The 24,777-nt window shown below is 59.7% G+C and carries 21 protein-coding genes; 14 read left to right on the top strand and 7 right to left on the bottom strand.

What is annotated here, in order from left to right:
- Positions 1-144 precede the first annotated feature (144 nt).
- The 10 genes from RXV86_RS01090 to RXV86_RS01045 all read left to right on the top strand — a co-directional run bounded on the left by RXV86_RS01090 (position 145) and on the right by RXV86_RS01045 (position 9,441).
- The gene (locus RXV86_RS01090) at positions 145-1,341 is read left to right on the top strand and encodes an endonuclease/exonuclease/phosphatase family protein (protein WP_316296950.1); all 1,197 of its coding nucleotides are present in this window, start codon (positions 145-147) and stop codon (positions 1,339-1,341) included.
- 319 nt (positions 1,342-1,660) lie between these two features.
- Positions 1,661-2,458: a 3-oxoadipate enol-lactonase gene (pcaD, locus tag RXV86_RS01085; RefSeq protein WP_316296949.1), complete on the top strand. Its 798-nt coding sequence runs from the start codon at positions 1,661-1,663 to the stop codon at positions 2,456-2,458.
- A 105-nt stretch (positions 2,459-2,563) separates the two neighbouring features.
- Positions 2,564-3,280, top strand: coding sequence for an alpha/beta fold hydrolase (locus RXV86_RS01080; protein WP_316296948.1), 717 nt, complete (start codon positions 2,564-2,566; stop codon positions 3,278-3,280).
- A 144-nt stretch (positions 3,281-3,424) separates the two neighbouring features.
- The gene (locus RXV86_RS01075) at positions 3,425-4,636 is read left to right on the top strand and encodes a TCR/Tet family MFS transporter (protein ID WP_316296947.1); all 1,212 of its coding nucleotides are present in this window, start codon (positions 3,425-3,427) and stop codon (positions 4,634-4,636) included.
- Positions 4,637-4,706: 70 nt separating this feature from the next.
- Positions 4,707-5,789 (top strand): Zn-dependent alcohol dehydrogenase, encoded by a 1,083-nt coding sequence (locus RXV86_RS01070; protein ID WP_316296946.1) that lies wholly within the window; start codon positions 4,707-4,709, stop codon positions 5,787-5,789.
- Positions 5,790-5,858: 69 nt separating this feature from the next.
- Entirely contained in the window at positions 5,859-7,091 is a 1,233-nt protein-coding gene (locus RXV86_RS01065; protein WP_316296945.1) for a mandelate racemase/muconate lactonizing enzyme family protein, read from the top strand.
- Positions 7,092-7,178: 87 nt separating this feature from the next.
- A complete protein-coding gene (locus RXV86_RS01060; protein ID WP_316296944.1) occupies positions 7,179-7,532 on the top strand; it encodes a metalloregulator ArsR/SmtB family transcription factor in 354 nt (117 codons plus the stop codon).
- Positions 7,533-7,595: 63 nt separating this feature from the next.
- Entirely contained in the window at positions 7,596-8,201 is a 606-nt protein-coding gene (locus RXV86_RS01055) for a TetR/AcrR family transcriptional regulator (protein WP_316296943.1), read from the top strand.
- A gap of 233 nt (positions 8,202-8,434) precedes the next feature.
- A complete protein-coding gene (locus RXV86_RS01050; RefSeq protein ID WP_316296942.1) occupies positions 8,435-9,121 on the top strand; it encodes a PspA/IM30 family protein in 687 nt (228 codons plus the stop codon).
- Between the two features lie 50 nt (positions 9,122-9,171).
- Complete coding sequence (locus RXV86_RS01045) at positions 9,172-9,441, top strand: hypothetical protein (protein ID WP_316298400.1); 270 nt, start codon at positions 9,172-9,174, stop codon at positions 9,439-9,441.
- Between the two features lie 193 nt (positions 9,442-9,634).
- On the opposite strand, the gene RXV86_RS01040 is transcribed toward RXV86_RS01045, so the two are convergent.
- From RXV86_RS01040 to RXV86_RS01010, 7 genes are all read right to left on the bottom strand, one after another.
- Positions 9,635-9,925 (bottom strand): hypothetical protein, encoded by a 291-nt coding sequence (locus RXV86_RS01040; RefSeq protein ID WP_316296941.1) that lies wholly within the window; start codon positions 9,923-9,925, stop codon positions 9,635-9,637.
- Between the two features lie 247 nt (positions 9,926-10,172).
- A complete protein-coding gene (locus RXV86_RS01035; RefSeq protein ID WP_316298398.1) occupies positions 10,173-10,997 on the bottom strand; it encodes a glycosyl hydrolase in 825 nt (274 codons plus the stop codon).
- Positions 10,998-11,088: 91 nt separating this feature from the next.
- On the bottom strand, positions 11,089-12,906 hold the full coding sequence (locus RXV86_RS01030; RefSeq protein WP_316296940.1) for a glycosyltransferase: 1,818 nt from the start codon (positions 12,904-12,906) through the stop codon (positions 11,089-11,091).
- Positions 12,903-13,880, bottom strand: coding sequence for a UDP-glucose 4-epimerase GalE (gene galE, locus RXV86_RS01025; protein WP_316296939.1), 978 nt, complete (start codon positions 13,878-13,880; stop codon positions 12,903-12,905). Before galE ends, RXV86_RS01030 begins: the two co-directional genes overlap by 4 nt.
- A gap of 11 nt (positions 13,881-13,891) precedes the next feature.
- Complete coding sequence (locus tag RXV86_RS01020; protein ID WP_316296938.1) at positions 13,892-14,929, bottom strand: UDP-glucuronic acid decarboxylase family protein; 1,038 nt, start codon at positions 14,927-14,929, stop codon at positions 13,892-13,894.
- A gap of 213 nt (positions 14,930-15,142) precedes the next feature.
- Positions 15,143-17,551: a sulfatase-like hydrolase/transferase gene (locus RXV86_RS01015; RefSeq protein WP_316296937.1), complete on the bottom strand. Its 2,409-nt coding sequence runs from the start codon at positions 17,549-17,551 to the stop codon at positions 15,143-15,145.
- Positions 17,548-18,993, bottom strand: coding sequence for a tetratricopeptide repeat protein (locus RXV86_RS01010; RefSeq protein WP_316296936.1), 1,446 nt, complete (start codon positions 18,991-18,993; stop codon positions 17,548-17,550). The genes RXV86_RS01015 and RXV86_RS01010 overlap by 4 nt, the downstream gene beginning before the upstream one ends.
- A gap of 475 nt (positions 18,994-19,468) precedes the next feature.
- Between RXV86_RS01010 and RXV86_RS01005 the strand changes: the two genes are divergently transcribed.
- From RXV86_RS01005 to RXV86_RS00990, 4 genes are read left to right on the top strand one after another with little or no spacing between them, the layout of a single operon-like run.
- Positions 19,469-21,028, top strand: a complete 1,560-nt coding sequence (locus tag RXV86_RS01005; protein WP_316296935.1) for an ABC transporter substrate-binding protein — start codon at positions 19,469-19,471, stop codon at positions 21,026-21,028.
- Between the two features lie 54 nt (positions 21,029-21,082).
- Complete coding sequence (locus tag RXV86_RS01000) at positions 21,083-22,051, top strand: ABC transporter permease (RefSeq protein WP_316296934.1); 969 nt, start codon at positions 21,083-21,085, stop codon at positions 22,049-22,051.
- 4 nt (positions 22,052-22,055) lie between these two features.
- Positions 22,056-22,997, top strand: a complete 942-nt coding sequence (locus tag RXV86_RS00995; protein WP_316296933.1) for an ABC transporter permease — start codon at positions 22,056-22,058, stop codon at positions 22,995-22,997.
- Positions 22,994-24,706, top strand: coding sequence for an ABC transporter ATP-binding protein (locus tag RXV86_RS00990; RefSeq protein WP_316296932.1), 1,713 nt, complete (start codon positions 22,994-22,996; stop codon positions 24,704-24,706). The genes RXV86_RS00995 and RXV86_RS00990 overlap by 4 nt, the downstream gene beginning before the upstream one ends.
- The last annotated feature ends 71 nt before the right edge of the window (positions 24,707-24,777 follow it).

Here is a 24,777-nt window from a genome sequence, read left to right as displayed (position 1 = left end):
TTGGTGCAAATACTCCCCGCGGAGCGCCCCCAATTCACGCCCGGACCAACCGTCACCGATTACACATCGCCTCGCCTCTTTCTGAATGAAAGTGTGCGGAAGCACCCATTTCGATCACCGTCGCCCGCCAACAGGAGCCCCTCCATGACCCGTTTCACGATTGCGTCTTTCAACGTCAAGAACCTCATCGGCGCCAACAAGGAGTTCTACGAATTTCTCGAATACACACCCGAAGAATACGCCTGGAAAAAAGACTGGCTGGCCGAGCAGATCATCGCCATGGACGCCGACATCGTTGGCCTGCAGGAAATCTTCGAGGAATCCGCCTTGCGCGATGTGGTGGACGAAGCGGACAAGCGTGGCCATGCCCTGAATGACTCCGCCCTGCCTGACGCCACCAAAAGCTATCGCAAAAAGGCGATCTTTCGCAAACTCGCCTACGAGGGATATTCGGATGCGGCCATCGCATTCGCCCCCAACATCAACGACGGCGAACCGGGTCAGCGCCGTCCGGGCCTCGCCATCCTGTCGCGCCACGGATTTGCCGAGCCACCTGAAGTGCTGCAGGAGCTGGACACGCCCCTGACAATCCCGTTGCAGGAACTGGGTGGCGGCGACGCCGGCACCTATTCCGTCACCCGCCTGTCACGCCCGATACTCAAGGTGCGTATCGCCGTGGGCGGCGAAAAGATCACCGTCTTCAACTGCCATCTGAAATCCAAGTTGGGCGAGTTCATCCGTCCAAAGGGTGCCGATTTCGTTCGTGAGGCCAATCTTCTGACCTATGACGCGGCGGGCCGCGCTATGGGAGCGCTGCGCGCCGGTCTCAGACGTATGGCCGAGGCCTGGGTGCTGCGCCGGGAAATCCTGAAAGAGCTCGACCGCGGCCGCCCGGTCATGGTCCTGGGTGATTTCAATGATGGCGAACATGCGGTTAGCTCGGAAATCATCTCGGGCGAGACCCCGTTTCGCAATTACGCCTGGATGCTACGCCACGATGCCAAGCACCCCAATGACCGCTATTCCAAGACCGAAAATGAGGGCATCACCGAAAGCGTCGATCGCGTCCGCCTGCATTCGGCAGAAAAGCTGTTCGTGCGCAAGTCCCTGCGCGACATGGTCTATACATCGGCCTTTGGCGGCGTGTTCGAAAGCATCGACCAGATCTATCTCAGCCGCCATTTCCATCCCGACTACAAGAAGCGAATTGGCGAGATGGAGTATTTCAGCGTCTTCAATGACCATTTGACCGACGGCTCCCACCCCGAGGCACCCTATAACAAGCTCGCTTCGGACCACGGTCAGATCATGGCGCATATGGTAATCGAAGACCGGGACTGACTCCGTCTCGCTTCGGCGTCATATTTTTCGACGGCCTGACGCCAATGTGCATCAAGGGTATGGAATTCCCTACTGTGACGTCAATGCGCGTCAAGGTAGGATTAGCCTGATTTTACCATAACTTTTCAAAGAGGTGGTGAAGTTGAACGAGTTTACCCGGGACGAGTGCCACCACAAATTCACTCCGAAGGAGCAGGCCGGAACCCAAGGTTCCGGCCTGCAACTTTTTCGACCCCCGCAAACCTGCCTGACCGTTTGACATCGACGCCTAACGGGCCAATCCTGCGGCAAACTCAGCCCAACCCGCGGGAGACCTCTCATGCATATGGCCGACCTGGATGGCGTCACGCTTCACTATCGCCTGGACGGGCCGGAAACCGGACCCGTGGTGGTCTTCTGCAATTCGCTCGGTACCGATCTACGGGCCTTTGACGGGCTCTTGCCGCATTTGCCACAGGGGCTGCGCATCTTACGCTACGACAAACGCGGCCATGGCCTCTCATCCTGCCCGCCCGGCCCCTATTCGATGGGTACCCTGGTGCGCGATGCCGAACGGCTGCTCGACCACCTGGGCCTCAAGGAGGTCGTGTTCGTCGGTGTCTCCATCGGCGGCATGATCGGCCAGGGGCTAGCGATCAAACGGCTCGACCTGGTGCGAGGGCTGGTGATGTCGAACACGGCGGCCAAGATTGGTCAGCCGTCGATGTGGGAGGATCGGATCGCGGCCGTGCGCGCCGGAGGCATCGAGGCCCTGGCGGACGGCACCATGGAGCGCTGGTTTACCTCCGCCTTCCGCGACACGCCCGCATGTCTGGGTTGGCGCCACATGCTGACCCGGCAACCGCTCGAGGGCTATGTCGGCTGCATGGCGGCGATCTCGGGCACAGATTTCTACACCCCAACCTCGGGTCTGCGCCTGCCCGCACTCGGTATCGCCGGCAGCGAAGACGGCTCGACCCCGCCCGACCTCGTGCGTGAAACCACAGACCTGATCCCAGGCGCGCATTTCCGATTGATCCGCCGCGCCGGCCACCTGCCTTTTGTCGAGCAGCCCGCCGAATATGCCGCTACCCTGGCAGAATTTCTGAGCAGCATAGGCCACCTGCCGGAGAATTAGGCGCGAGAGCGCTTTCAACTGCCGGCACGCAATCATCATGTTGAAACCTCGGAATATGATCGTCATGATCCACCCGACTCGGATCGACTGAGGGAGCGAGGACCCATGGCCGATTTCCTGCTTGTGCACGGTGCCGCCCATGGTGCCTGGTGCTGGCGTGACCTGATCCCCGCGCTCACCGCGCGGGGCCATTCGGTGCGCGCCATCGACCTGCCCGGCCATGGCGGCGATCTTACCCCCATCGCCGATGTCACGCTTGATGCCTATGCCATTGCCATCCTGTCGGCCATCGACAGCCCGGTTACACTGGTTGGTCATTCGATGGCGGGCTACCCGATCTCACTCGCCGCTGAACGGGCGCCGGACAAGATAACCCGACTGGTCTATCTCTGTGCCTACCTGCCCGCCGGCGACCGCACTCTGGCCGAACGCCGCCAGGAAAACTCGCACCAGCCGCTCCTGCCTGCCCTGATCCACGCAGATGACCGCAAGAGTTTCCGCGTCGACCCGGCCAGGAGCCGTGATCTCTTCTATCACGATTGCCCACCTGGCACGGCGACCTACGCGAATGCCCGACTGTGCGCTCAGGCGGTGCAACCATCGAATATCCCCTGCCCGCTCGGGGCCGCCTACGCATCGGTACCACGCAGCTATATCCGCTGCATGGACGACCACACGATCCCACCGGAGCTGCAGGTTGCCATGACCGCCGATTGGCCCGCGCGCGACGTTTGCGAAATGCCGACAGGTCACTCGCCCTTCTTTGCCGACCCGGAGGGACTGGCGGAATTGCTCGGCGATATCGCGGATCAGGATGGCTGATCCCGCCCTGACCAAACCCCGGTTGACGCGCGGGTAAGGAATACCCGACTTTCCGTGGGGTCACCCGGCAGCAAGACTTCTCTTGCGCCTTTCGTCTGCTTATTTACCCGCAATCCATTTATCTCCCCTTCGCCGGACGCTGTCATGAACGACCGCCTTGCCATCGTTTTTATCGTACTCACCGTGGTGATCGACGCCATCGGCATCGGTCTGATCATGCCGGTGATGCCAGCGCTTCTGGGCGAAATCGGTGGTGGCGGCGTTGCCGATGCGGCGATCTGGGGCGGAATTCTGTCGGCGGGTTTTGCGGTGATGCAATTCCTCTTCGCACCGCTGATTGGCGCGCTTTCTGACCGGTTCGGGCGCCGCCCGGTGTTGCTCATTTCCCTTGTTGTAATGGCGCTCGACTATTTCCTGCATGCTCTGGCTCACACAATCTGGCTCTTGTTGATCGTGCGGCTGATTGGCGGGATCACCGCGGCGACCCATTCTACCGCCAATGCCTATATGGCCGACATTTCCGATCCACATCAAAAGGCAGCGCGCTTTGGCCTGATCGCCGCCGGTTTCGGGGTCGGGTTTGTGCTTGGCCCGGTGCTGGGCGGGGTGCTGGCCGAATACGGCACCCGCGCGCCATTTTGGGCGGCTGGGGCCCTGGCGCTCGCCAATGCAACGCTGGGCTTTTTCGTGTTACGTGAAACCGTCACCGACAAAATCCGCCGCCCATTCGAGGTCTCTCGCGCCAACCCGTTCGGCGCCCTGCGCGCGGTGACGCGGCTCACCGGGTTGACCCGGCTGATCTCGGTCTATTTCTTCTTCCAGATCGGCACCATGGTTTACCCGGCGATCTGGGCTTATTTCCTGACCGAGCGATTCAATTGGTCCGAGGCGATGATCGGCCTCTCGCTGGGACTATATGGCTTCTTCTACGCCCTGGTCATGGGGCTGATGGTCAAACCGTCGATTGCCCGCTTCGGACTTTATGGCGCCGTAATTTTTGGCCTTGCCTTCGAAATCATCACCCTGCTGATCCTGACCTTCATCAACAATGGCACGCTTTTGTTGGTCATGATCCCCATCGCCGCCCTCGGCGCACTGGCTCTGCCCGCACTGCAATCGGCGATGAGCCAAACAGTACGCGACGATGCGCAGGGCGAGTTGCAGGGTGTGCTGACCTCGGTCACCTCGCTGGCGATGATCATCGCGCCTGTCGCCATGACTCAGGTCTTCGCGCTCTTCACCCGCGAAGACACCTGGCTCTACCTGCCCGGCGCTCCGTTTCTCCTGTCGGCTGGGCTGATGGTGATCTGCCTGTGGCTTTTCACGAGAAGTTCCGTTCCGTCAGAGGCGCAATAGGTCGCTTTCGGACTTGCCCCGCCCCCGCCTTGCGCCGCAGATTGTGAGCCAAGGAAGAGGGAGCCCCAACATGACCGCCATCAAAGCCGCCGTCTGTCACGAATTCGGCCAACCGCTGAGCATCGAAACCGTCGAACTGCGCGCGCCTGAAATGGGCGAAGTGCAGGTTGACCTCGACGCCGTTGCAATCTGCCACTCGGACATCTCCTATGCGGATGGTGCCTGGGGCGGATCGCTGCCCGCGGTTTACGGCCACGAAGCGGCCGGGAAGGTCTCGGCCGTGGGCGACGGGGTGCGCGATTTCACGGTCGGCGACGACGTTCTGGTCACTCTCATTCGCGCGTGCGGCACATGCCCGTCCTGCGGCAGCGGCAAACCAACCAATTGCGAAACGCCGTATGACGGCGATCATGGACCACTGACCATGCCCGATGGAAGCAAACTGCACCAGGCAATGGCCTGTGGAGGCTTTGCTGAAAAGGTCGTGGTCGATCAAAGCCAGCTGGTGAAGCTGCCCTCGGACCTGGAAAAAGACGTCGCTTCGCTGCTCAGCTGCGGTGTGATCACCGGTGTCGGTGCCGTAGTCAACGCCGCGCAACTGCGCGCCGGGCAGGACGTTGTGGTTATCGGCGCCGGCGGCGTCGGCCTCAACACCATCCAGGGTGCCCGCATCGCCGGAGCCCGCCGCATCGTCGCGGTGGACATGAGTGAGGAAAAACTGGCCGATGCCCGCGAGTTCGGCGCCACCGACGGGGTGCTCGCGACCGCAAAATCTCCGTGGCGCCATGCGATCAAGGCGATGGGCCGCGGCGCAGATGCCGTGTTTGTCACCGTCGGCGCAATCCAAGCCTATGACGAAGCGCCTCGCTACCTCGGCCGTGGCGGTAAGGTACTGATGGTCGGCATGCCCCATTCCGACGCGGTCTCGACCTATTCGCCAGTGATGATGGCGGCCGTAGGTCAGGGCATGCAGGGCACCAAAATGGGCGACGTTGTCATCCGCCGCGACATCCCGTGGATGATCGACCTTTACCAGCAAGGGCGGCTGAAACTCGATGAGTTGATATCGAACCGCTGGACGCTGGATCAAATCAACGAAGCGATTGCCGACACCAAATCCGGCAGTGCCCGACGCAATGTGATCCTGTTTTGACGCTGGCAGACTTGTTTTGCTGGCCGGACGGTCGGAAGGTGCGTTGAACGCGCACCCTATGAGGTTTCCATGAAACTCACCGATCTCGACATCATCGTCAGCGCCCCGCCGCCGCCCGGCTGGGGCGGGCGCTATTTCATTTTCGTCAAGCTGACCACCGATACCGGGATAACCGGTTGGGGCGAATGCTATGCCTCCTCGGTTGGGCCCGAGGCAATGGAACATGTCATTCGCGACGTGTTCGAGCGCCACATGCAGGACGAGAACCCGGAAAACATCGAGCTGATGTTCCGCCGCGCCTATTCAAGCGGCTTTACCCAACGCCCGGACCTGACCGTCATGGGGGCTTTTTCCGGGCTCGAAATCGCCTGCTGGGATATCCTGGGCAAGGATCGAGACCGACCCGTTTATGCCCTGTTGGGTGGGCAGATGAATGAACGTATCCGTTCCTACACCTATCTCTACCCGCTGCCGCATCAGGACATGGAAACTTTCTGGACCGACCCGGATGCCGCCGGAGAATGCGCCGCTGCGATGATCGAGAAGGGCTATACGGCGGTGAAATTCGACCCCGCCGGCCCCTACACGATCCGCGGCGGCCATATGCCTGCCATGTCCGACATCACGACCTCGGCGGCCTTCTGCAAGGCGATCCGTGAAGCGGTGGGCGACCGCGCCGACCTGCTCTTTGGCACTCATGGGCAATTCAACACCGCCGGCGCCATCCGTCTGGGCCAGGCGCTGGAGCCCTATTCACCACTTTGGTTCGAGGAGCCCACCCCACCCGACAACATAGAGGACATGGCCCGCGTCGCCCGCAATGTCAGCATCCCCGTGGCCACAGGCGAGCGAATGACCACAAAAGCCGAATTCACCGCCGTTCTGCGCGCCGGGGCTGCCGAGATCCTGCAACCCGCCCTGGGCCGCGCCGGCGGTATCTGGGAGATGAAAAAGGTCGCCGCCATTGCCGAGGCGTTCAACGCCCAGATGGCGCCGCACCTCTATGCCGGGCCGGTGGAATGGGCCGCCAACACCCATCTCGCAGCCTCAATTCCCAACATCCTGTTGCTTGAAAGCATCGAAACCGATTTCCATCGCGACCTGATTGGTGGTGCCATCACGGTGGAAGATGGGTTCGTCACACCGCCCACCGCACCCGGCCTTGGGTTCGAGTTCAACGAGGACCTGGCCCGCGCCCACCCGTACACCGGCGACGGGCTCCACCTGCAGATGCAGGAAGACCCCTGCGATTACAGAGGCGGTAACAATTTCCAAGGGGGCGCCCCGGCAACATCGGTCTGATCCGAAAAATGCGCAATACACACGGGCACTCGCATTTCAAATTAACATGTGCTAGTTTCCGAATGTGTAGAACAGGAAATGCGCTCAATGGACGATCAAGCACCCCCTGCCCCCCCCGCTGAAATGGCCCGCAGCGCCGCCAGCGCCGCCGCGTATTTGAAAACACTGGCCCACGAAGGGCGGCTGATGATCCTATGCCACCTGGGCTCGGGTGAGAAGTCGGTGGGCGAGCTGGAAAACCTCCTGGAAATCCGCCAGGCCGCGGTCAGCCAGATGCTGGCGCGGCTGCGGGAAGAAGGGCTGGTCTCGACCCGCCGGGACGGCAAGACGGTCTATTACAGCCTTGCCGATGACAGCACCTACGAGGTGATCTCTCTTCTGTATCGCCTCTTCTGCGGCCCCGAAGGCAGCAAGGCGGGCGACCCGGTCGCCTGCACCTAATCCCTTCCTTTCCGCCCGCCCCCGCATTATTGTGAACATGGTTCACAACCAAATGGGGACATCATGGCGACCAAGGCTGAAACGCGCCGCGAGGCGCTGCGTGCCAAATTGATCAGCATTGCCGAGACGACCATCGCCCGCGACGGCATGGACGCCATTCGCGCCCGTTATCTGGCCAAGGAAGCGGGATGCGCTTTGGGGGCGATTTACAATGTCTTTGACGACATGGGCGAGATCATCATCGCCGTGAACGGCCGCACCTTCCGCAAATTGGGCAAAGAAGTTGCTGCCTCGGTTCGGGCTGCACCAGACGACCCGATCGAACAGCTGATCGCCATGTCCTATGCCTATCTGCATTATGCGGTTGAACAGCCGAAACTGTGGCGCACACTTTTCGATATCCAGATGTCGACCGAACAGGACGTGCCAAAGTGGTACCTTCAGGATTTGGCTTCGCTGTTCGATAACATTGCCCGTCCGCTGGCCCGGCTGTTCCCAGAGATGGGTGAGGACGAACTCGACCTGATGACTCGCACTTTGTTTTCATCGGTACATGGAATCGTCCTCCTGGGCGTGGAAAACCGTATTTCGGGTGTGCCACGTGACCGGCTCGAAGCGATGATCGCCCTGCTTCTGAGGAATATCACGACAAAACAGACTGTTTCCTGAACGGCGTTCATTTTTTCTTGAACGTCGTTCAAATATTTCCTATATCAAATTCATGAACGATGTTCACAAATCAAATTACTGAAAGGAACCGACAGAAAATCGACCACGATCATCCCTTGTGGCGACAGCCGCGGTGATCTTGAAACGACCAAATAACCAGCCATTACAAGGCTTAGAGCTGCCAGACCGGCAAAATGCTCACCCTAGCCACAAGTGCCCAGAAAGGTAGAAAGATGTTTTCAACTCTCAAGACTCTCTTCGCCGGTGCCCAGGCCCGCGCAGATGAAACCATTACCGATCACTTCGCCTTGGACTTGATCGACCAGAAAATTCGCGAATCAGAAAATGCGCTCAAGGCCGCCAAGGCGACGCTGGCCAGCCTGATTCAGCGACAGCGTTCGGAAGAGCGCCAGGTCGATACACTGAAATCTCGGATCGACAGCATGATGAACCGCGCCGCGGAAGCGCTCGACGCCGATGACGAGACGCTGGCCACCGAGGCCGCCAATGCAATCGCACAGATGGAAACTGAACTGGCCATGCGCACTGACACCCTGGACCGCCTGGAGCAGAAAGTGCTGCGCATGAAATCGTCGATTGAGGCGGGCAACCGTCGCATCATCGACCTGAAACAAGGTGCCATCCAGGCGCGCGCCGTCCGACGCGAACAGGATATCCAGAAGCGGATGAACAAGACCCTGTCGGGCAGCGATGCTGCCAGCGAGGCCGAAGACCTGATCGCGCGCGTATTGAAACGCGACGATCCATTCGAACAGGCAGAGATTCTCAAGAGTATCGAGGAGGATCTCAACCACGACACGCTGGAAAACCGGATGGCAGATGCAGGCTATGGCCCGGCCACCCGCATCACCGCGAAATCGGTTTTGGAGCGCCTAAAGGCGTCCAAATCAGCAGCTTGATAGATAAGTAAACCTGAAAAATACCTCTGAAAGGTACTCCAATGTTTGACATGAACAACAACGACAACTCCCTCATCATGGTTTTCAACGGCGCCGGTGTCGTGGCCGCCTATGTTCTCTTGGGGTTTTCGCTCTATCTGTCCACCGACGTGCCGCTCTCGACCAAGGGGTTCTGGGGTATTGGCGTCCTGATGCTCACCATTTCACTGGTGAATTTCGTCAAATACCGGTTCGACGCAAAGGCCGACAATGACCGCATCCGCCGGATCGAAGAAGCTAAAAATGAAGAAATGCTGGCAAAATACGTCACCAAAGACTGATCGCCCACGCAATCGCAAAACCAGCCCGCCCGGCATTTTCGCTGGGCGGGGATTTCTTTTTGCCACCGCCCTCTCTACCACACCACAGTACCAACCCGGGTCGCGGCAAAGAACCGGCTTAGACTGCAGAACACAAAAAGCCGTACGCGGCAAACGCGCACGGCTGTCATGTCTTTCAGGCGTTAAACCTGGTTCAGCGTCGGAAACAGCGGGATTTCTTACCAAACCCGGCAGGCGAGCAAATCCAGCTGCCTCTACCAAGCGATGCCTTGCGCACCACCGGTTCCGGTGCGTTTCCTGCGCTGCTCCGCACCTGCAACCAGTCATGCCGTGTTGCGCCGCTGCCAGCGACCGACTTGACGGCGCTCAGCGAATGTTTGCGTGGTGTCACACTCACATCCGCCCGTGCCACGGGGGCCATGGACATGACGCCGGCGGTCAAAAGCGGCAGGGCAAAAGCCCGAAGAGCCAGGGGTTTCTTCATCTCCGTCACCTCAATTTTCACGTCGCATTTGCGCATTCCGGGCCATCCCTGCCACACACGGGTTGCGAACATTTTGGCCATCAATGCTAAATGGAATTGTATCGGTCAAGAGAAACAATTCCGTGGCCAGCGTTGGGCGGAAATGTGACCTTTCACTAAAGAAAACGCCCAAGCGATATGCCTGAGCGTTTTCAACGTGTTGCAGCGTTTTCAGCTTCGGGGCGAAAAACCGCCGATACTTTGCCCTCTAGTCGAGGATCTGGTTCTTGACGCGCCAATCCGGTGCTCCGAACCCTTCTGGCCAAGGGTAGACCTCGTGCTGGTTGAAATAGATCACGCCAACCAGCTGCGGATAGGCCTCTTTGACCTGACGTACCGAGTTCTCCCAAAGCTTGACGTAGTCGACCTGGCCGACATAGCCCAGCTCGGCCACGACGACCGGTTTGCCAAAGGCCGCGGCACGTTCGTAACGCGGGGCGAAGACGTCGTCGAAGCTGCGGTCGCCACCATGCTTGGCCTGATCCCAGGCCTGCAGCCCGAACACCGTCAGGCCGATCAGGTCGGCATAGTCGTCACCCGGGTAATACTTGGCCATGTCCTCGTCACCCAGCGGCGACCACATCACGGTGATTTTCGGGGCCGACACTTTGCACAGGTCCACCATGTGCTTGTAGGCGGTGATATAGATATCCGGGTCCCAACCCGCCCAGATGAACTGACCGCTGTGGTCGTCCATTTCATGGGCAAAGCGCAGCGTGACCGGGCTCTTCAGCGTCCCGAGCACATCACAGATCGCCGTCATGTTGCCATCGTATTCGCCGCGTTCGATCCCGCGCCGCAGGTATTGTGCGGTGTTGCGTTCGCTCCGCGACCATGTCCATGGCTCAACCGTCACCAGAAGTGCGCGATTGCGTTCCTGAGCGTAGCCGTCGGCGTCATAGAGGCTTTCCAGGAAAACGTCTTCCCACGGCAGGAACAGGTGTTCGATCACCACCTCTCCATCAGAGGCGAAGTCACCGTCCGGGTCATACACGCCGAAAGGCAACTCACCGGGAGGGGCGGCAAACGCCATGGTCGACAACAGGGTCGATGCCGCCGTCGCCGTAATCAGTTGTTTTGCAGCTTTTATCAGGTTCATGTTTCACCTTCCTTTATAGTGTCGGTCACTTGGCCCAAAACGGTACCACCCGGAACCGAACATCACCTTCTGTGCCCATACCCGCACCTGACACGACAAATTGAATCTCGGTCGTGATGCCGACAGGCTCAAGGCCAATTGCCAAGGCATAAAGGCTCTCTTCAGCCCGAATTATAATCGCTGCGCTGAACAGGACCATGATCGAACTCAATATCGTCAGGTCGCGCAGCAGGATATACCGGGTGTAGTCCTTGCGCCCTCGCGCCCGGCGCAGCTGGGCCACCAACGACACGACCAGGAGCAGCGTATAGAGAAACGTGTTCACCAGCGACAACAGGTAGAACCCGCGCGCCTCGGTCACGCTCGATACGGTTAGCACTGGAAATGCCGCGCCCGCCGCTAAAAGAGCATAGACCGCGATAATCCGCCCCGGCAAGGGCTGGCTCATCTCGCCGCCCTTGGGGGTGATGCGAAAATCGATGAACTTGCCGGTAATCCGGTCGCGTAACGCCATGGTGCAACCCCAGAACACCCAGGGCCATTGCAGCGCGGCGAACAGCGCCTTTTCCCAGGCCAAAACCTTTGCCCAGCGCGGACGGAAGAACCCGTCATGTTTCATCGCATAAGCAAACAGGATCATCACCCCGACTGCAGGCAGCGAATGGCCCAGGAAGGACGGATAGGTGACATCCGCAATGCGGATATCGAAGGTCACAGCGATGATCGGCACCAGGTACATCATCGACATCGAGACGGCGAAGAACACATACCAGGTCTGGCACAGCAGAAAGAGCAGTTTCAGCCGCATCGGCAGACGGCCCAAGTAGCCGGGCGTATAGCGCAATAGCAGCGAAAACAGCGAGCGTGACCACTGGAATTCCTGCGTCACCAGGTCGGCCAACGTTTCCGGCCCCTGCCCCAGCGCCATGGCGTCGATCGCATGCACGCCGCGCCATCCAGCAGCCGATATCAGCATCGTGGTGGAGTGGTCCTCGGCCAGTTCCGGCCCCAATCCACCTGCCTCCTTCAAGGCGCTGGTGCGCACCGTGTAGTGCGAACCGATGCACATTGGGGTCAGCGCTGCTGAATAGCCCGCCTGGAACACCCCATGGAAGGCAGCCTCTGAAAACAGCCGTGTGCGCGCGGCCCAACTGTCCTTGGCATTGGCCCCACAGATCGACGGGGCCGAGACATAGCCCACCGCCTCATCGGCAAAGGGGCGCAGCATTTCGCGCAGATAGCCCGGTTCGGGCACGTGGTCGGAGTCGAGTTGGCTAACGATGTCGTAGTCACGGTATCCCCAGTGATCATAGAAATAGGCAAGGTTGCCTTCCTTGCACCGGGTCCGGCGGGGCCATTCGGCGCGGTGATACGCCTCGATCCCCTTGCGAGTCGATAGTTTGACCCCGTGGGCGATACACCAGTTCTTGGTCTCATCACTGGGGTCCTCGTCGGCCAACCAGGTGTCATGCGGATAATCTTGCGCCAGCATCGCTTCGAGTGTCTTCTGGACAAGCTCGAAGGGCTCGGACGGGGTCTTGGTGGTGATCATCGCCACCCGCCATTTCCCCGGCTCCGGGTCCGGCGCCGAGGACCGGCGCGCGCGCAGGAAAACCAGCACAAAGTAAAGCTGCATCCCCCAGATCCACGCCATAGCCGCCGTGACGACCCAATAGCGCACCGGCGCGATCACGTGATGGGGTTGCAGCCACCAGGCCCAGAACCAACCGGCCGCGAAAAACCACAACCCAATGATAATGAAATACTTCAACGCCCGCCCACCACCATAAAGTGGTGTCAGGTAAGGGCGCGGTTCAAGCGCGGGGTGGCGCCCCTTTTTCATTTGGTCTCCGCATGTCCAAACCACGGGGCGGCATGGGCCACGATTTCGTCCAGATCGGTATAGTGCGCCCGGAACCCCAACACTTTGGCGGCACGGCCCGGATCAGCGGTCAGTTCGGCCGGGTCCCCGTCGCGGCGTGGCGTCAGGCACCGGGCCACGACCTTGCCGGTTACACGTTCGACCGAGGCGATCACCTCCTGCACCGACTGGCCTCGCCCGGTGCCCAGATTGAGCGCAAGGTTGTCGCCGCTGCCACCCAGGTACTCAATCGCCAGGACATGCGCTCGGGCAAGGTCATCCACGTGAATGTAGTCACGGATGCAGGTGCCATCAGGAGTCGGATAATCGGTGCCGAAGACCTGCAACTCGCTCTGCCCGGCCGCCGCCATGAGAGCCAGCGGCAGAAGGTGGGTTTCTGGATCGTGCCGTTCGCCGATCTCGCCATCGGGATCGGCCCCGGCGGCATTGAAATAGCGCAGCGCGGCAAACCGCAACCCATGGGCCGTCGCCGCATCGCGCAATATCCATTCACAGATCAGCTTGGTCCGGCCATAGGGGTTGATCGGGTCTTGTGGCGCGTCCTCAGTGATCGGCAGGGTCTCGGGCGTGCCGTAAGTGGCGCAGCTTGACGAAAACACGATCCGCCCCACTTCCGCATCACGCATCGCTTGAAGCAGCGAAATCATACCGCCCACATTGTTGTCGTAATACATCTCCGGCTGCCCGGTACTTTCGCCAACATAGGCAAAGGCTGCAAAATGCATCACGGCATCGATATGATGCTCATCCAAAGTTTGCCTCAGCAACCCGTTGTCGCGCAGATCGCCCTGCACCAGCGGGCCCCATTTCACAGCATCGGCATGGCCACGCGAAAGGTTATCAAAAACCACCGGATTGTATCCTGCCCTCGCCAGCGCCTTGCAGGCATGGCTGCCGATATATCCAGCTCCGCCCGTTACAAGAACATTCTGCAATTTTGCGCCCTTCAAACGACTCCCCTCTGATCACGCTGCTGACGGTACATTTCTTCGCCGAAACATGCGACGGTCGGAACAAGCCCTTCCTTCAGCGACACTTTTGGCTCCCAGCCAAGCAACGCCTTGGCCCGGCTGATATCCGGACAGCGTTGATGCGGGTCATCAACCGGCAAGTCCTTGTAGACCAGTTTCGAGTCGCTTTCGATCATGTCCAGTACGATCTCGGCCAGTTCCAGAACCGAGAACTCATCGGGATTGCCCAGGTTCACCGGATCATCGATGGTTCCGCACTCGCTCTCGGTCTCCATCAGAGTCATCAGCCCGTCCAACATGTCGTCGATATAGCAGAATGATCGTGTTTGTGTGCCATTACCATACACAGTCAGATCGTCGCCAGAATAGGCTTGGACAATGAAGTTCGACACCACGCGCCCATCCTCGGGATCCATCTTTGGCCCGTATGTGTTGAAAATCCGGGCAATGCGCGTGTCGACACCTTCGCTTTCATGCAGGTTGTAGAACAGGGTTTCTGCCCCGCGCTTACCCTCGTCGTAACAGGCCCGCGGCCCGGTCGTGTTGACCGACCCGCGATAGTCCTCGGATTGCGGCGACACGTCGGGATCGCCATAAACCTCGGAGGTCGAACTTTGCAGGATGCGTGCCGATTTCTTCTTGGCCAGTTCCAGAAGGTTGATGCCGCCTATGATCGAGGTCTTGAACGTGTGTACCGGGTCGCGCTGGTATTTCGATGGCGAACCGGGACAGGCCATGTTGTAGATTCGGTCAATCGGCCCGGTGATGGTGAAGGGGTCGACGATGTCGTACAGGAAAAAGGCAAAATTCGGGTTGGTCAACAGATCAGCGATATTGTCTTCCCGCCCGGTTTCCAAGTTGTCGACACAGATCACCCGATCGCCCTGCGCAATCAGTCGGTGACATAGATGCGACCCGATAAACCCGGCACCACCCGTGACCAGAATCGTATGACCGGCGTCGCCAGCCAGCCTCTCGGCAAACGCCGGTCGGAAAATCTTCGTACCACACATTTTTTGCACCATCCTTACCCAACCCTACGTCCGGGCCTTCATTCCCGGTACCCCCAATAAATGTATTTTGACGCCGAAAAGTTATTCTAACTTTGATATGCAACAATTACTCTCCGCCCATATAGGCACAGCGAGAAAATTTTTCCAACAAACACGCAAGATTTCCACCGGCGTGGATTATTGCCCGATTCGGTTCGCCCGATGGTTGTCGTTCTATTCGGTCGATTCTGCAGCGAAATCAGCGCCTAGACAGGATTGATCCAAATCCAGGTCAATACTCGCACCGCCCTTGCGCCAGAAGCGGTAGCTACCGCCCGCATGGCCGCCCGCCTTCTTTTCGATCGGCTCGAAACGGTTGAAATAATAGGTCGTCCCGGCAAAACTCACCGACCGGATGTAAAGATCGGTATCCCCTGTCTTGCCCTCACCAGCCCATTCATCGTTGAGAAAGTACAGCTCGATCCGGCGCGGGCATTCTCCGGCCTGGACCGGCAGGTTGAAGGTGGCGTAGCCGGCGTCGATTTCTTCTTGCGACACTGCACGCTCGGCGTTTGACGGCGCCGTTGTGACCTTGAAGCCGCCAACATGTTCGCCATCCATCATTACCCAGCCCTCGGGTGGCGATTTGTAACTTGTCCCCGAGGCCACGATCTCGATCACCGACCTGTCTGCCTGTTCCAACGAGGCCGCGCCACTTTGGGTCAGCAGCCAATCGATGTATCGATTATGCGCCGCAATCACCTTGCCCAGCTTGATCCGCGCAGCGGAGGTCGCCTCCGGATCAGTTTCAGCAAGATTGTTTTTTTCACCGGGATCCACCGCCAGGTCGTAGAGCTGAATCTCCTTGGTGTTGCCGTTGTAGATGAACTTCTCATCCGCTTCCCGATACCCCACCAGAAACCCGTTCCAAGGCGAAAAGAACATCACCCCATCCGGGCGTTTGCGGGCAAAGACCGAGCGTCCTTCCCACAACGACGGGGTCGCGATGCCCATCAGGTCTGTGATCGTCGGGCCGACATCGGCAATCCCGACGATCAGGTCGGTGCGTTCACCAGAAAAGAGTTGCGGATTGATCAGGGCAAACGGGATATGCACGTTTTCCTCGTGAATCCCGGCGGCATGTACGTAAGTGCCGTGCTGGCCAAAGGCCTCGCCGTGATCGCCCACCACCACGACCAGGGTTTCTTCCGCCAGTCCTTTCTCGTCGAGATAAGCCATCAGCTTGCCAAAGGATTGATCGCCAACGCGCAGCGCATTGAGGTAATCGTTGTAGGTCTCGTCCTCGACAAATTGTTGCGGGTCTTCGCCGGGAAAATAGGGATAATGGGTCATGCCGGTGCGGAAGGACACGAAGAATGGTGCTTTCGGGCGCTTCTCGATCCAACCGATGATCTGCTTGACGGTGCACAGGTCGCTCGACGTATTCAGATACTTGTCCGTCACGCTGGAATATTCATAGACACCTGTTTCGCATTCCCAATCGCGATAGTCCCCGATCTGTTCGAACCCGGCGGTGCGGACAAGCCCCTCAGTATTCTGAAACCGGTTGTCGGACGAGTTGAAGAACGCCGTGCGGAACCCGTTGGCACGCATCACCTCGGGCAGATAGACCGTGTCCAGGTCAGGGCGGCTGGCCAGCATCGAAATCGACGACAGCTCGGGGACCAGCGCGGCAAAGATCGACACCAGGAAATAGTTCGAAGCGGGAACATGAGCGTAGGCCCGGTTAAAGGCCAACGCATGCTTCAGCGCCGCATCAAGAAACGGTGTCACAGGTTGGTCGCCGCCCCAGGATGACACCTGGTTTGCCGGTGTTGATTCATAGGCGAAAATTATCACGTTGCGAAGCGGTTTGGCCGGTCTTTCCGGGCGCTTGATCGGTTCGGCCAAGTTAAAAGGCGGCGTCGCATCCGCGGGCTGTTTACCCAGTGACGTAATCCCACTCAGCCCGCCGTCACGGCCAAGCGAGGCCACGAAGGCCACGATCGGGTTCTGGAACCGTGCCAGCGCCACGCCGCTTTCGCTGTTGTTTAGAGATGACCCGGCAATCACGGTTCCGGCCATCAGCGCCAGAATAGCAAGGATCATGCTGGCCCCGTGCCAACGAGTCAGCACAACAGCCCCTCCAAAAAGTCCGATTGCAACGGCCAGCCCTGTTGCAACCACTTTCCACGACACAACGCGCCGCATGTAATCCAGCACCACGTCGGTGTTCGTCATGTCGGCATATGCCGCCCAGTCCATGGTCAGGGGTGCCCCCAACATTCTGAGCGCAATGAGGTTGGCCAACCCGGTGAGCAACACCGCAAGCGCCAGAGCCGCAAAAACGAACAACAGCAGCCTGCGCAGCGGACGTATGGCCGTTGCATGCAAGAGCGCCGCAAAGATCAGTGTCAGAGCAAGCACGATCAACCAGTCCTGGGTCAGCCCGCGCGCCATCAGGCCCAGTGCACGACCAAGCCCGGATTCGCCCATTGCCTCGCCCAGGGCGACGGCACGCACAACCGCCAGGATCAGCCCCAACAACACCCCGGTCCACAGAACGAAAGGCACCATCCGGTCTCGGTGGCCGGGCTCAAGTGTACCGGCCACGTCCTGGGCCATCGCGTCAGGTTCCATCATTTGGTCAGCAGATCCGCAATCACATCAGCTCGCATGACACTGTCGTCGCAACGTTCGGGCTTGTCCAGCTCAAGACAGGCCTGGAACACGGCCCGCAAGGTGCTGCGCGTGGCATATCCATTCAGCGCCCCGCCATAGCTGCCAGCGTCCTTGAACCGCTTTTGCAGAATGTAGAAGGCAACATTTGGGTTTGCCTTGACCATCTCGCGGCTGAACCAGCCCGACCAGAGTTCGGGTTGCGCTTCGAACGCGGCCGCCACCGTTGCATAGGCCTCTGGCGTACGGGCCCGCTCGGCATCCAGCGTCATCGCGTATTGCGCCCGGGCGGTGTCACTCAGCAGACCACCATAGGTTTCCAGCGCATCTCGGGCACCCTTCGGATCGGGCCACAGGTTCATCCGGTTGCCGTTCCTCAAAAGCTCGATCAGGAACCGCGCCGCTGCAGCGTTGCCCTTGTCGGCCTCGGACCGCAGCCGGGCTATGGTTTCGGGTCCGCTGGCGCGCATGTTGATGCCCCACATGTTGCGGGTGGCATCCAATACGGCAATTTCGTCCTGACCGGCGGCACGGGCCTTTTCGGCATACCCGTCGAATTTGGCGCGCGATACCCGGCCACCGCCCAGATAGCCGTACATCGCCCCATTGGCGAGAATGCTCCAGGCCTCATCGGCGCCCATTTCACCGGCCCGCACGAGCATCGCTTCGGCCCTGGCCGGGTCTCTCATCTTCCACATGATGTCTTCGCCAAAAACCACCAGCCCTTTGGCATTTCCGGCCTCTGCCGCTGCCTCGAACAACGTCAGCGCCCGGGCGCGGTCTTCCTCGATCCCGACCCCGTGCAAAAGAAGTTTGCCCAGAGTCACTTGTGCCTTGGCATCTCCCTTCCCAACCGCCTGTTCCAGGAATGCGGTGCCGCGCTTGGTATCCCGCGGCAACGTCCATCCCCCGACCAATTGCTCTCCCAACAAGCGCAGCGCCCCCAGATCACCCTGGCCTGCCGCCGCGTCCAACAGTTGCAAAGCGCGGCCATGGTCCGCCGCAACATGCGTACCAAACAGATAAGCCTGGCCCAACTCGGCCTGTGCAGCCGCGGTTCCGGCAGCAGCGGACTTCTCGAGCAAGGCAAGTCCCTGTTTTGCGTCGCGCTCCAAAACCCAGCCATTCAGCAGGTGTTGGCCCAGCACCAACTGCGCCTGCGCATCCCCTGCAACCGCTGCATTTTCCAGCTCCTGACGCGCCCTGGCCTTTGCATCCGCGTCGACATCGGCCCACAGAACATTGCTGGCTTCCGCAATTCCCGACGCGTCGGTTGACGCCGATTGCGCCAGCCCGGGGGAGGCGGCCAAGCTCAGAGCAAAGGCCGCCGCCAACAACCATATCCGTGTCGCCGAAGGCTGTTCAGCTAGGCGCATGAAAGTGTGCAGATCGAGTGACATTGCCATTTTGCGACTCCAATTGCGTATGAAAACATAACATGTAACAACAAAAATTAACCTATCCCAATTACCCAAAGAACGGCGTGGATGTCGTTGATATACCGCAACAACAGCATTGATCGTTAAAAAAACACCGCTTGCAGACGGCACCTGCCTCCGAAAACAAGCGGCGGGTTTTGCAAATGCACCAAACAAGACGTGAACCGCACCGGCCCAGGAAAAACCAATCGCGGCCTGCGATAGTGTTCGAACCGCTACCGGTCTGAACCGAAACCCGATCATGCAGTTTCGGATCACCGGCTTGTTCTTGTTTTTTCGATGCGCACCACCGATCCGTTCAAAAAGGACTGAACGGAACTGATTGACCTGCACCTCAATTGACGTGACTGCACTCTTTACGGGTTCTGTGTGTGTTGTATGGTCGCAGCAAGGGCGCGACGTCTCATCTGACAAGACGCCCACAGCAAACAAGGAGGAAGAAATGCAATTCACGAAATTGCTTGCCGTTTCCGTTGCGGCTCTGACCGTTGCCAGCCCAGCGCTGGCCGAGAACGTTTTGCGATGGACCAGCCAGGGCGACGCCCTGACCATGGACCCGCATTCGCAGAACGAAGGCCCGACCATCGCAATGAACGGCCAGATTTATGAATCTCTGGTCACTCGCGACGCCAGCCTGGTGCTTCAACCCGAGTTGGCCGAAAGCTGGGAGGCCGGCGCCGATGGCTGGACCTTCAAGCTGCGCCAGGGGGTGAAATTCCACGATGGCGCCGACTTTACCGCCGAGGACGTGGTGTTCTCGTTCGAGCGCGCAAATCACGAAGCTTCGGACTTCAAGGAGCAGGCCAAGAACGTCACCGGGGTCGAGGTGATCGACGACTATACCGTCAAGCTGACCACCGATGGCCCGAACCCGATCCTACCCAACCAGCTGACCTCGATCTATATGATGGACAAGGGCTGGGCCGAGTCCAACAACGTGGTCGCACCGCAGGACTTCAAAGCCAAGGAAGAAACCTTTGCCGTTCGTAATGCCAACGGCACTGGCCCGTTCACGCTGGTCAGCCGCGCGCCGGACGAAATGACCGTTCTTGCGGCCAATCCGAACTGGTGGGGCAAGGGCATGTTCCCGGGCAATATCGACAAGATCGAATATCGCCCGATCACCAATGCCGCGACACGCGTTGCGGCGCTTCTGTCCGGCGAGGTCGATTTCGTGCTTGATCCGCCGCTGCAGGACCTCAAGCGGATCGAAGGCGCCGACGGGCTCAACGTGAAGACCGTGGCGCAAATCCGCTCGATCTTCTTCGGCATGGACCAGGGCGTCGACAAGCTGCGCACCTCAGACGCCGAGGGCAACCCGTTCAAGGACGCCAAGGTGCGTCAGGCCTTCAACCTTGCCATCGACAAGGAAGCGATCCGTCGTGTGGTGATGGAAGGCCTGTCCTTCCCCACCGGAATGATCACCCCGCCGGGTGTTCTGGGAAATACGCCGGCAAACGATCCGTCCTACGGGTTTGATACCGCAAAAGCCAAGGCGCTTCTGGCGGAGGCAGGCTATCCTGACGGGTTCTCGATCCGTCTCGACTGCCCTAACAACCGCTACAACAACGACGAAAAGATCTGTCAGGCAGCCGTGGCGATGCTGGCCAAGATCGGAGTCAAGGTGAATCTCGACGCGATCCCGAAGGCGCAGCACTTCCCGAAAATCCAAAAGCGCGAGTCCGACTTCTACATGCTGGGCTGGGGTGTTCCGACGCTCGATAGCCACTATGTTTTCTCGTACCTGCTGGACGGTGAAGGTTCGTGGAACGCAACCGGCTACAACAATGCCCGCGTGAACGAGATCACCAAGGCGATCACCACGGAGATCGACATCGACAAGCGCACCGCGATGATTGATGAGGCCTGGACGCAGGTCAAAACCGACATGCCTTACGTGCCGATCCATCACCAGGTTCTGGCTTGGGGTATTGCGGACAATGTCGACATCCAGATCGCGGCGGATGACGCCTTCCGCCCGCGCTTTACGGTCATGAAATAAGACAGGCGGCCGGGGCGGGGTCCTTCCTGCCCCGGCGCAACTTCCGGGGCGTTCATGTTCTTCTTCATTCTCAAGCGGCTTGCACAGTCGGTGTTGGTGATGGCCATCGTGTCTGCGGTGAGCTTCTCGCTGTTCAACTTCGTCGGCGATCCAGTCAACAACATGGTCGGACAGGACGCCACCCGCGAACAACGGATCGAGATTCGCCAGCAGTTGGGCTTGGATGATCCGATCCTGACCCAATACACCCGGTTCCTTGGCAACATGCTGCAGGGTGACTTTGGCCTCAGCTACCGGATCAAACGCCCGGTGGACCAGCTGATCCTGGAACGGCTGCCCGCCACGCTGGAGTTGGTTTTTGTCAGCGCGATCATCGCTTTGGTCGTCGGCATCACCCTCGGCGTCTATACCGGCATCCGACGAAAATCCTGGATAAGCCGCTCTATTCTGTCGGTTTCCCTGGTCGGGGTCAGCTTGCCGACCTTCATCATCGGCATTGCCCTGATCTACATCTTTGCCGTGCACCTGCGCTGGCTGCCCTCGTCCGGGCGCAGCGGCGCGATTGAACTTGGCTGGTGGAAAACCTCGCTTCTGTCGGTGGATGGATGGCGGGCGATCATCCTGCCCGCGATCACGCTCTCGCTGTTTCAACTGACACTGATCCTGCGATTGGTGCGGGCCGAGATGCTTGAAGTCATGCAAACCGATTTCATCAAGTTCGCCCGCGCACGGGGCCTGTCGGAACGCGCCATCAACTTCCGCCACGCCCTGCGCAACACTCTGGTGCCCGTGATCACCATCATCGGGCTGAATATCGGCGGGCTGATTGCCTTTTCCGTGATCACCGAAACGGTGTTCCAATGGCCCGGCACCGGACTGATGTTCATTCAGGCGGTCGATTTCGTCGACGTGCCGATCATGGCGGCCTATCTGGTCTTCGTCGCCCTACTGTTCGTTCTGATCAACCTGGTTGTCGACATTCTCTACTTCGTCGTCGACCCGCGCATCCGGCTGGGAGAGTAACGCGATGAGCCTAGACCGACCCCAAGACCGCCCGATGACCCGCTGGGAGCGGATGAAGGACAATGACATCGTCTGGTCCTTTCTGCATTCGCCCGGCGCCATTATCGCTGCCTCAATTACCCTCATCGCCATCCTGGCCTGTGTTTTCGCCCCCTTGATCGCACCGTTCGACCCGTTCGACCCGGCACAGATTTCGCTCTGGGACGGCAAGCTGCCCCCGGCCTGGATCGAAGGTGGACAGCCGCAATACCCTCTGGGCACCGACAACCAGGGCCGCGACATGCTCTCGACCATCCTCTATGGTGGGCGGCTGTCCATCCTTGTTGGGGCGGCTGCGGTCTGCCTCGGCATGGTTCTTGGGGTCACGCTGGGCGTGATCTCGGGTTATGTCGGCGGGGTGACCGATGCGGTGATCATGCGGATCGCCGATGTGCAGCTGACCATTCCCGGCATCCTTCTGGCCATCCTGATCAACGGCATCGGGCGGGCCTTTCTGCCAATCGAAGTTCGGGACGACTTCGCGGTTTACGTGGTCATTATTGCCATCGGCCTCACCGACTGGCCGCAGTTTGCCCGCGTCACCCGAGGGGCAACCATGGTTGAGGCTAACAAGGAATATGTGCAGGCCGCCCGGATCATCGGCTTGCCCGGCTGGTTGATCATGATGCGCCATATCCTTCCAAACACGCTGCGTCCGGTGCTGGTAATCGCCACCATCGGCCTGGCGCTCGCGATCATCGCCGAGGCAACGCTCTCGTTCCTCGGCCAGGGTATCCCGCCGACCACGCCGTCGCTGGGCACGCTCATTCGGGTGGGTAATGAATACCTGTTCTCAGGCCTGTGGTGGATCACCTTCTTCCCGGCCATCGCGCTGGTGGTTCTTGTCTTCGCCGTCAACCTTCTGGGGGATTGGATGCGTGATGCGCTCAATCCGAAGCTACGATGACTGAACTTCTGCAAATCAACGGCCTCGATGTCGATTTCCCGACCCGTCGCGGCACGGTTCATGCCGCCCGTGGTGTTAGCCTGACAGTGAAGCCCGGCGAGGTGGTCGGCCTGGTCGGTGAATCCGGCGCGGGCAAGTCCACCATCGGCAATGCTATCATCGACCTGCTGGAAGCCCCCGGCATCGTCAGCGCCGGATCGATCCTTTTTGAAGGCGAAGAGCTGCGCGGTCGAACCGAGGACCAGATGCGCCGCATCCGCGGCGACCGGATCGGCATGATATTCCAGGACCCGCAGACTTCGTTGAACCCACTGATGACCGTGGGCGCGCAGTTGGTGGAAACCATCGAAAAAACCACCGACCTGACCGGCGCCAAGGCCGAAGGGCGCGCCGTCGAACTGCTGGAACAAGTTGGCATCAGCGAAGCCAAGGCACGACTTCAAGCCTATCCCCACCAGTTTTCCGGCGGTATGCGCCAACGGGTGGTGATCGCACTGGCGCTGGCGGGTGACCCGGATCTGATCATCGCGGACGAACCGACCACCGCGCTCGACGTGTCGATCCAGGCACAGATTCTCGACCTGATCAAACGGCTTTGCCGTGAACGCGACCTGGGCGTGATCATCGTCACCCACGACATCGGCGTCATCGCCAATATCGCCGACCGGGTGGTGGTGATGTATCGCGGCGAGGTGGTGGAAACCGGAGACGTGGCCCAGATCCTTGGTGATCCACAACACGAATATACCAAGTCGCTGATCGCTGCTGTGCCGCGCGCCGACCGCAAGCTGGAGCGGTTTTCGTCCGTCGACTACATCGAAGGCGGCACCCAACCGTTCGAGCGGATCGACATTCAAACCCATTGGTTGGGTCAATCACGCGACCATCGCGGCACCGCCAAGGCGATCGAAGTCAATAACCTGGACCTGTCATTCGTGCTGCAGAAGGCGCTGCTGAAACGCAACCGCAAGATGCTGCAAGCGGTCGACAATGTCTCATTCACTGTGACCGAGGGCGAGACATTCGGCCTCGTCGGTGAATCCGGCTCGGGTAAATCCACCGTGGCGCGTCTGATCGCCGGGCTTTACCGCCCCGATGGCGGGACGATCCGTGTGCTGAGCCAGGACGTGTCATCCAAACCAAGCAGCGCCGCCGCACGCGAGGCAAGACGCGCGTTGCAGATGATCTTCCAGGATCCCTACTCGTCGCTCAACGCGCGGATGCGGGTACTGGATATCGTGGCCGAGCCGATCCGCTTTTACAAACTGGCCGAAAACGAGACCGAGACCCGCCGCATCGTCGGCGACCTGCTGAATCATGTGGGTTTGGGGGCGCAGGCAGCGCTGCGCTATCCGCACGAGTTCTCTGGAGGGCAGCGGCAACGGATTTCCATCGCCCGTGCCCTGGCCTCGCGCCCGCGCATCCTGATCTGTGACGAACCGACATCGGCTTTGGACGTATCGGTGCAGGCAACGATCCTCAATCTTCTGAAGGACCTGCAACAAGAACTGGGCCTGACCATGCTGTTCATCAGCCACGACCTTCCGGTGGTGCGCCAGATGTGCGATCGGATCGCCGTGATGCGCCATGGCGCCCTTTGTGAAGTCTCGGATGCCGAACAGCTGTTCAATGCGCCCGAGCATGAGTACTCACGCCACCTGCTGGACCTAATGCCGCGCATGGACCTATTGAAAGAAGCGCCGGCTTAAGACGGCGAAGTATCAAAGATACCTTGGGGGCTATGGCGGTGAGCCGCGTGATCGCCGACCTGCGCGGTGGC

It is taken from the genome of Aliisedimentitalea sp. MJ-SS2, assembly GCF_032586155.1.
In the GTDB taxonomy this organism is placed as follows: domain Bacteria; phylum Pseudomonadota; class Alphaproteobacteria; order Rhodobacterales; family Rhodobacteraceae; genus JAWHTC01.
This window is presented reverse-complemented; position numbering and strand designations above follow the sequence as displayed.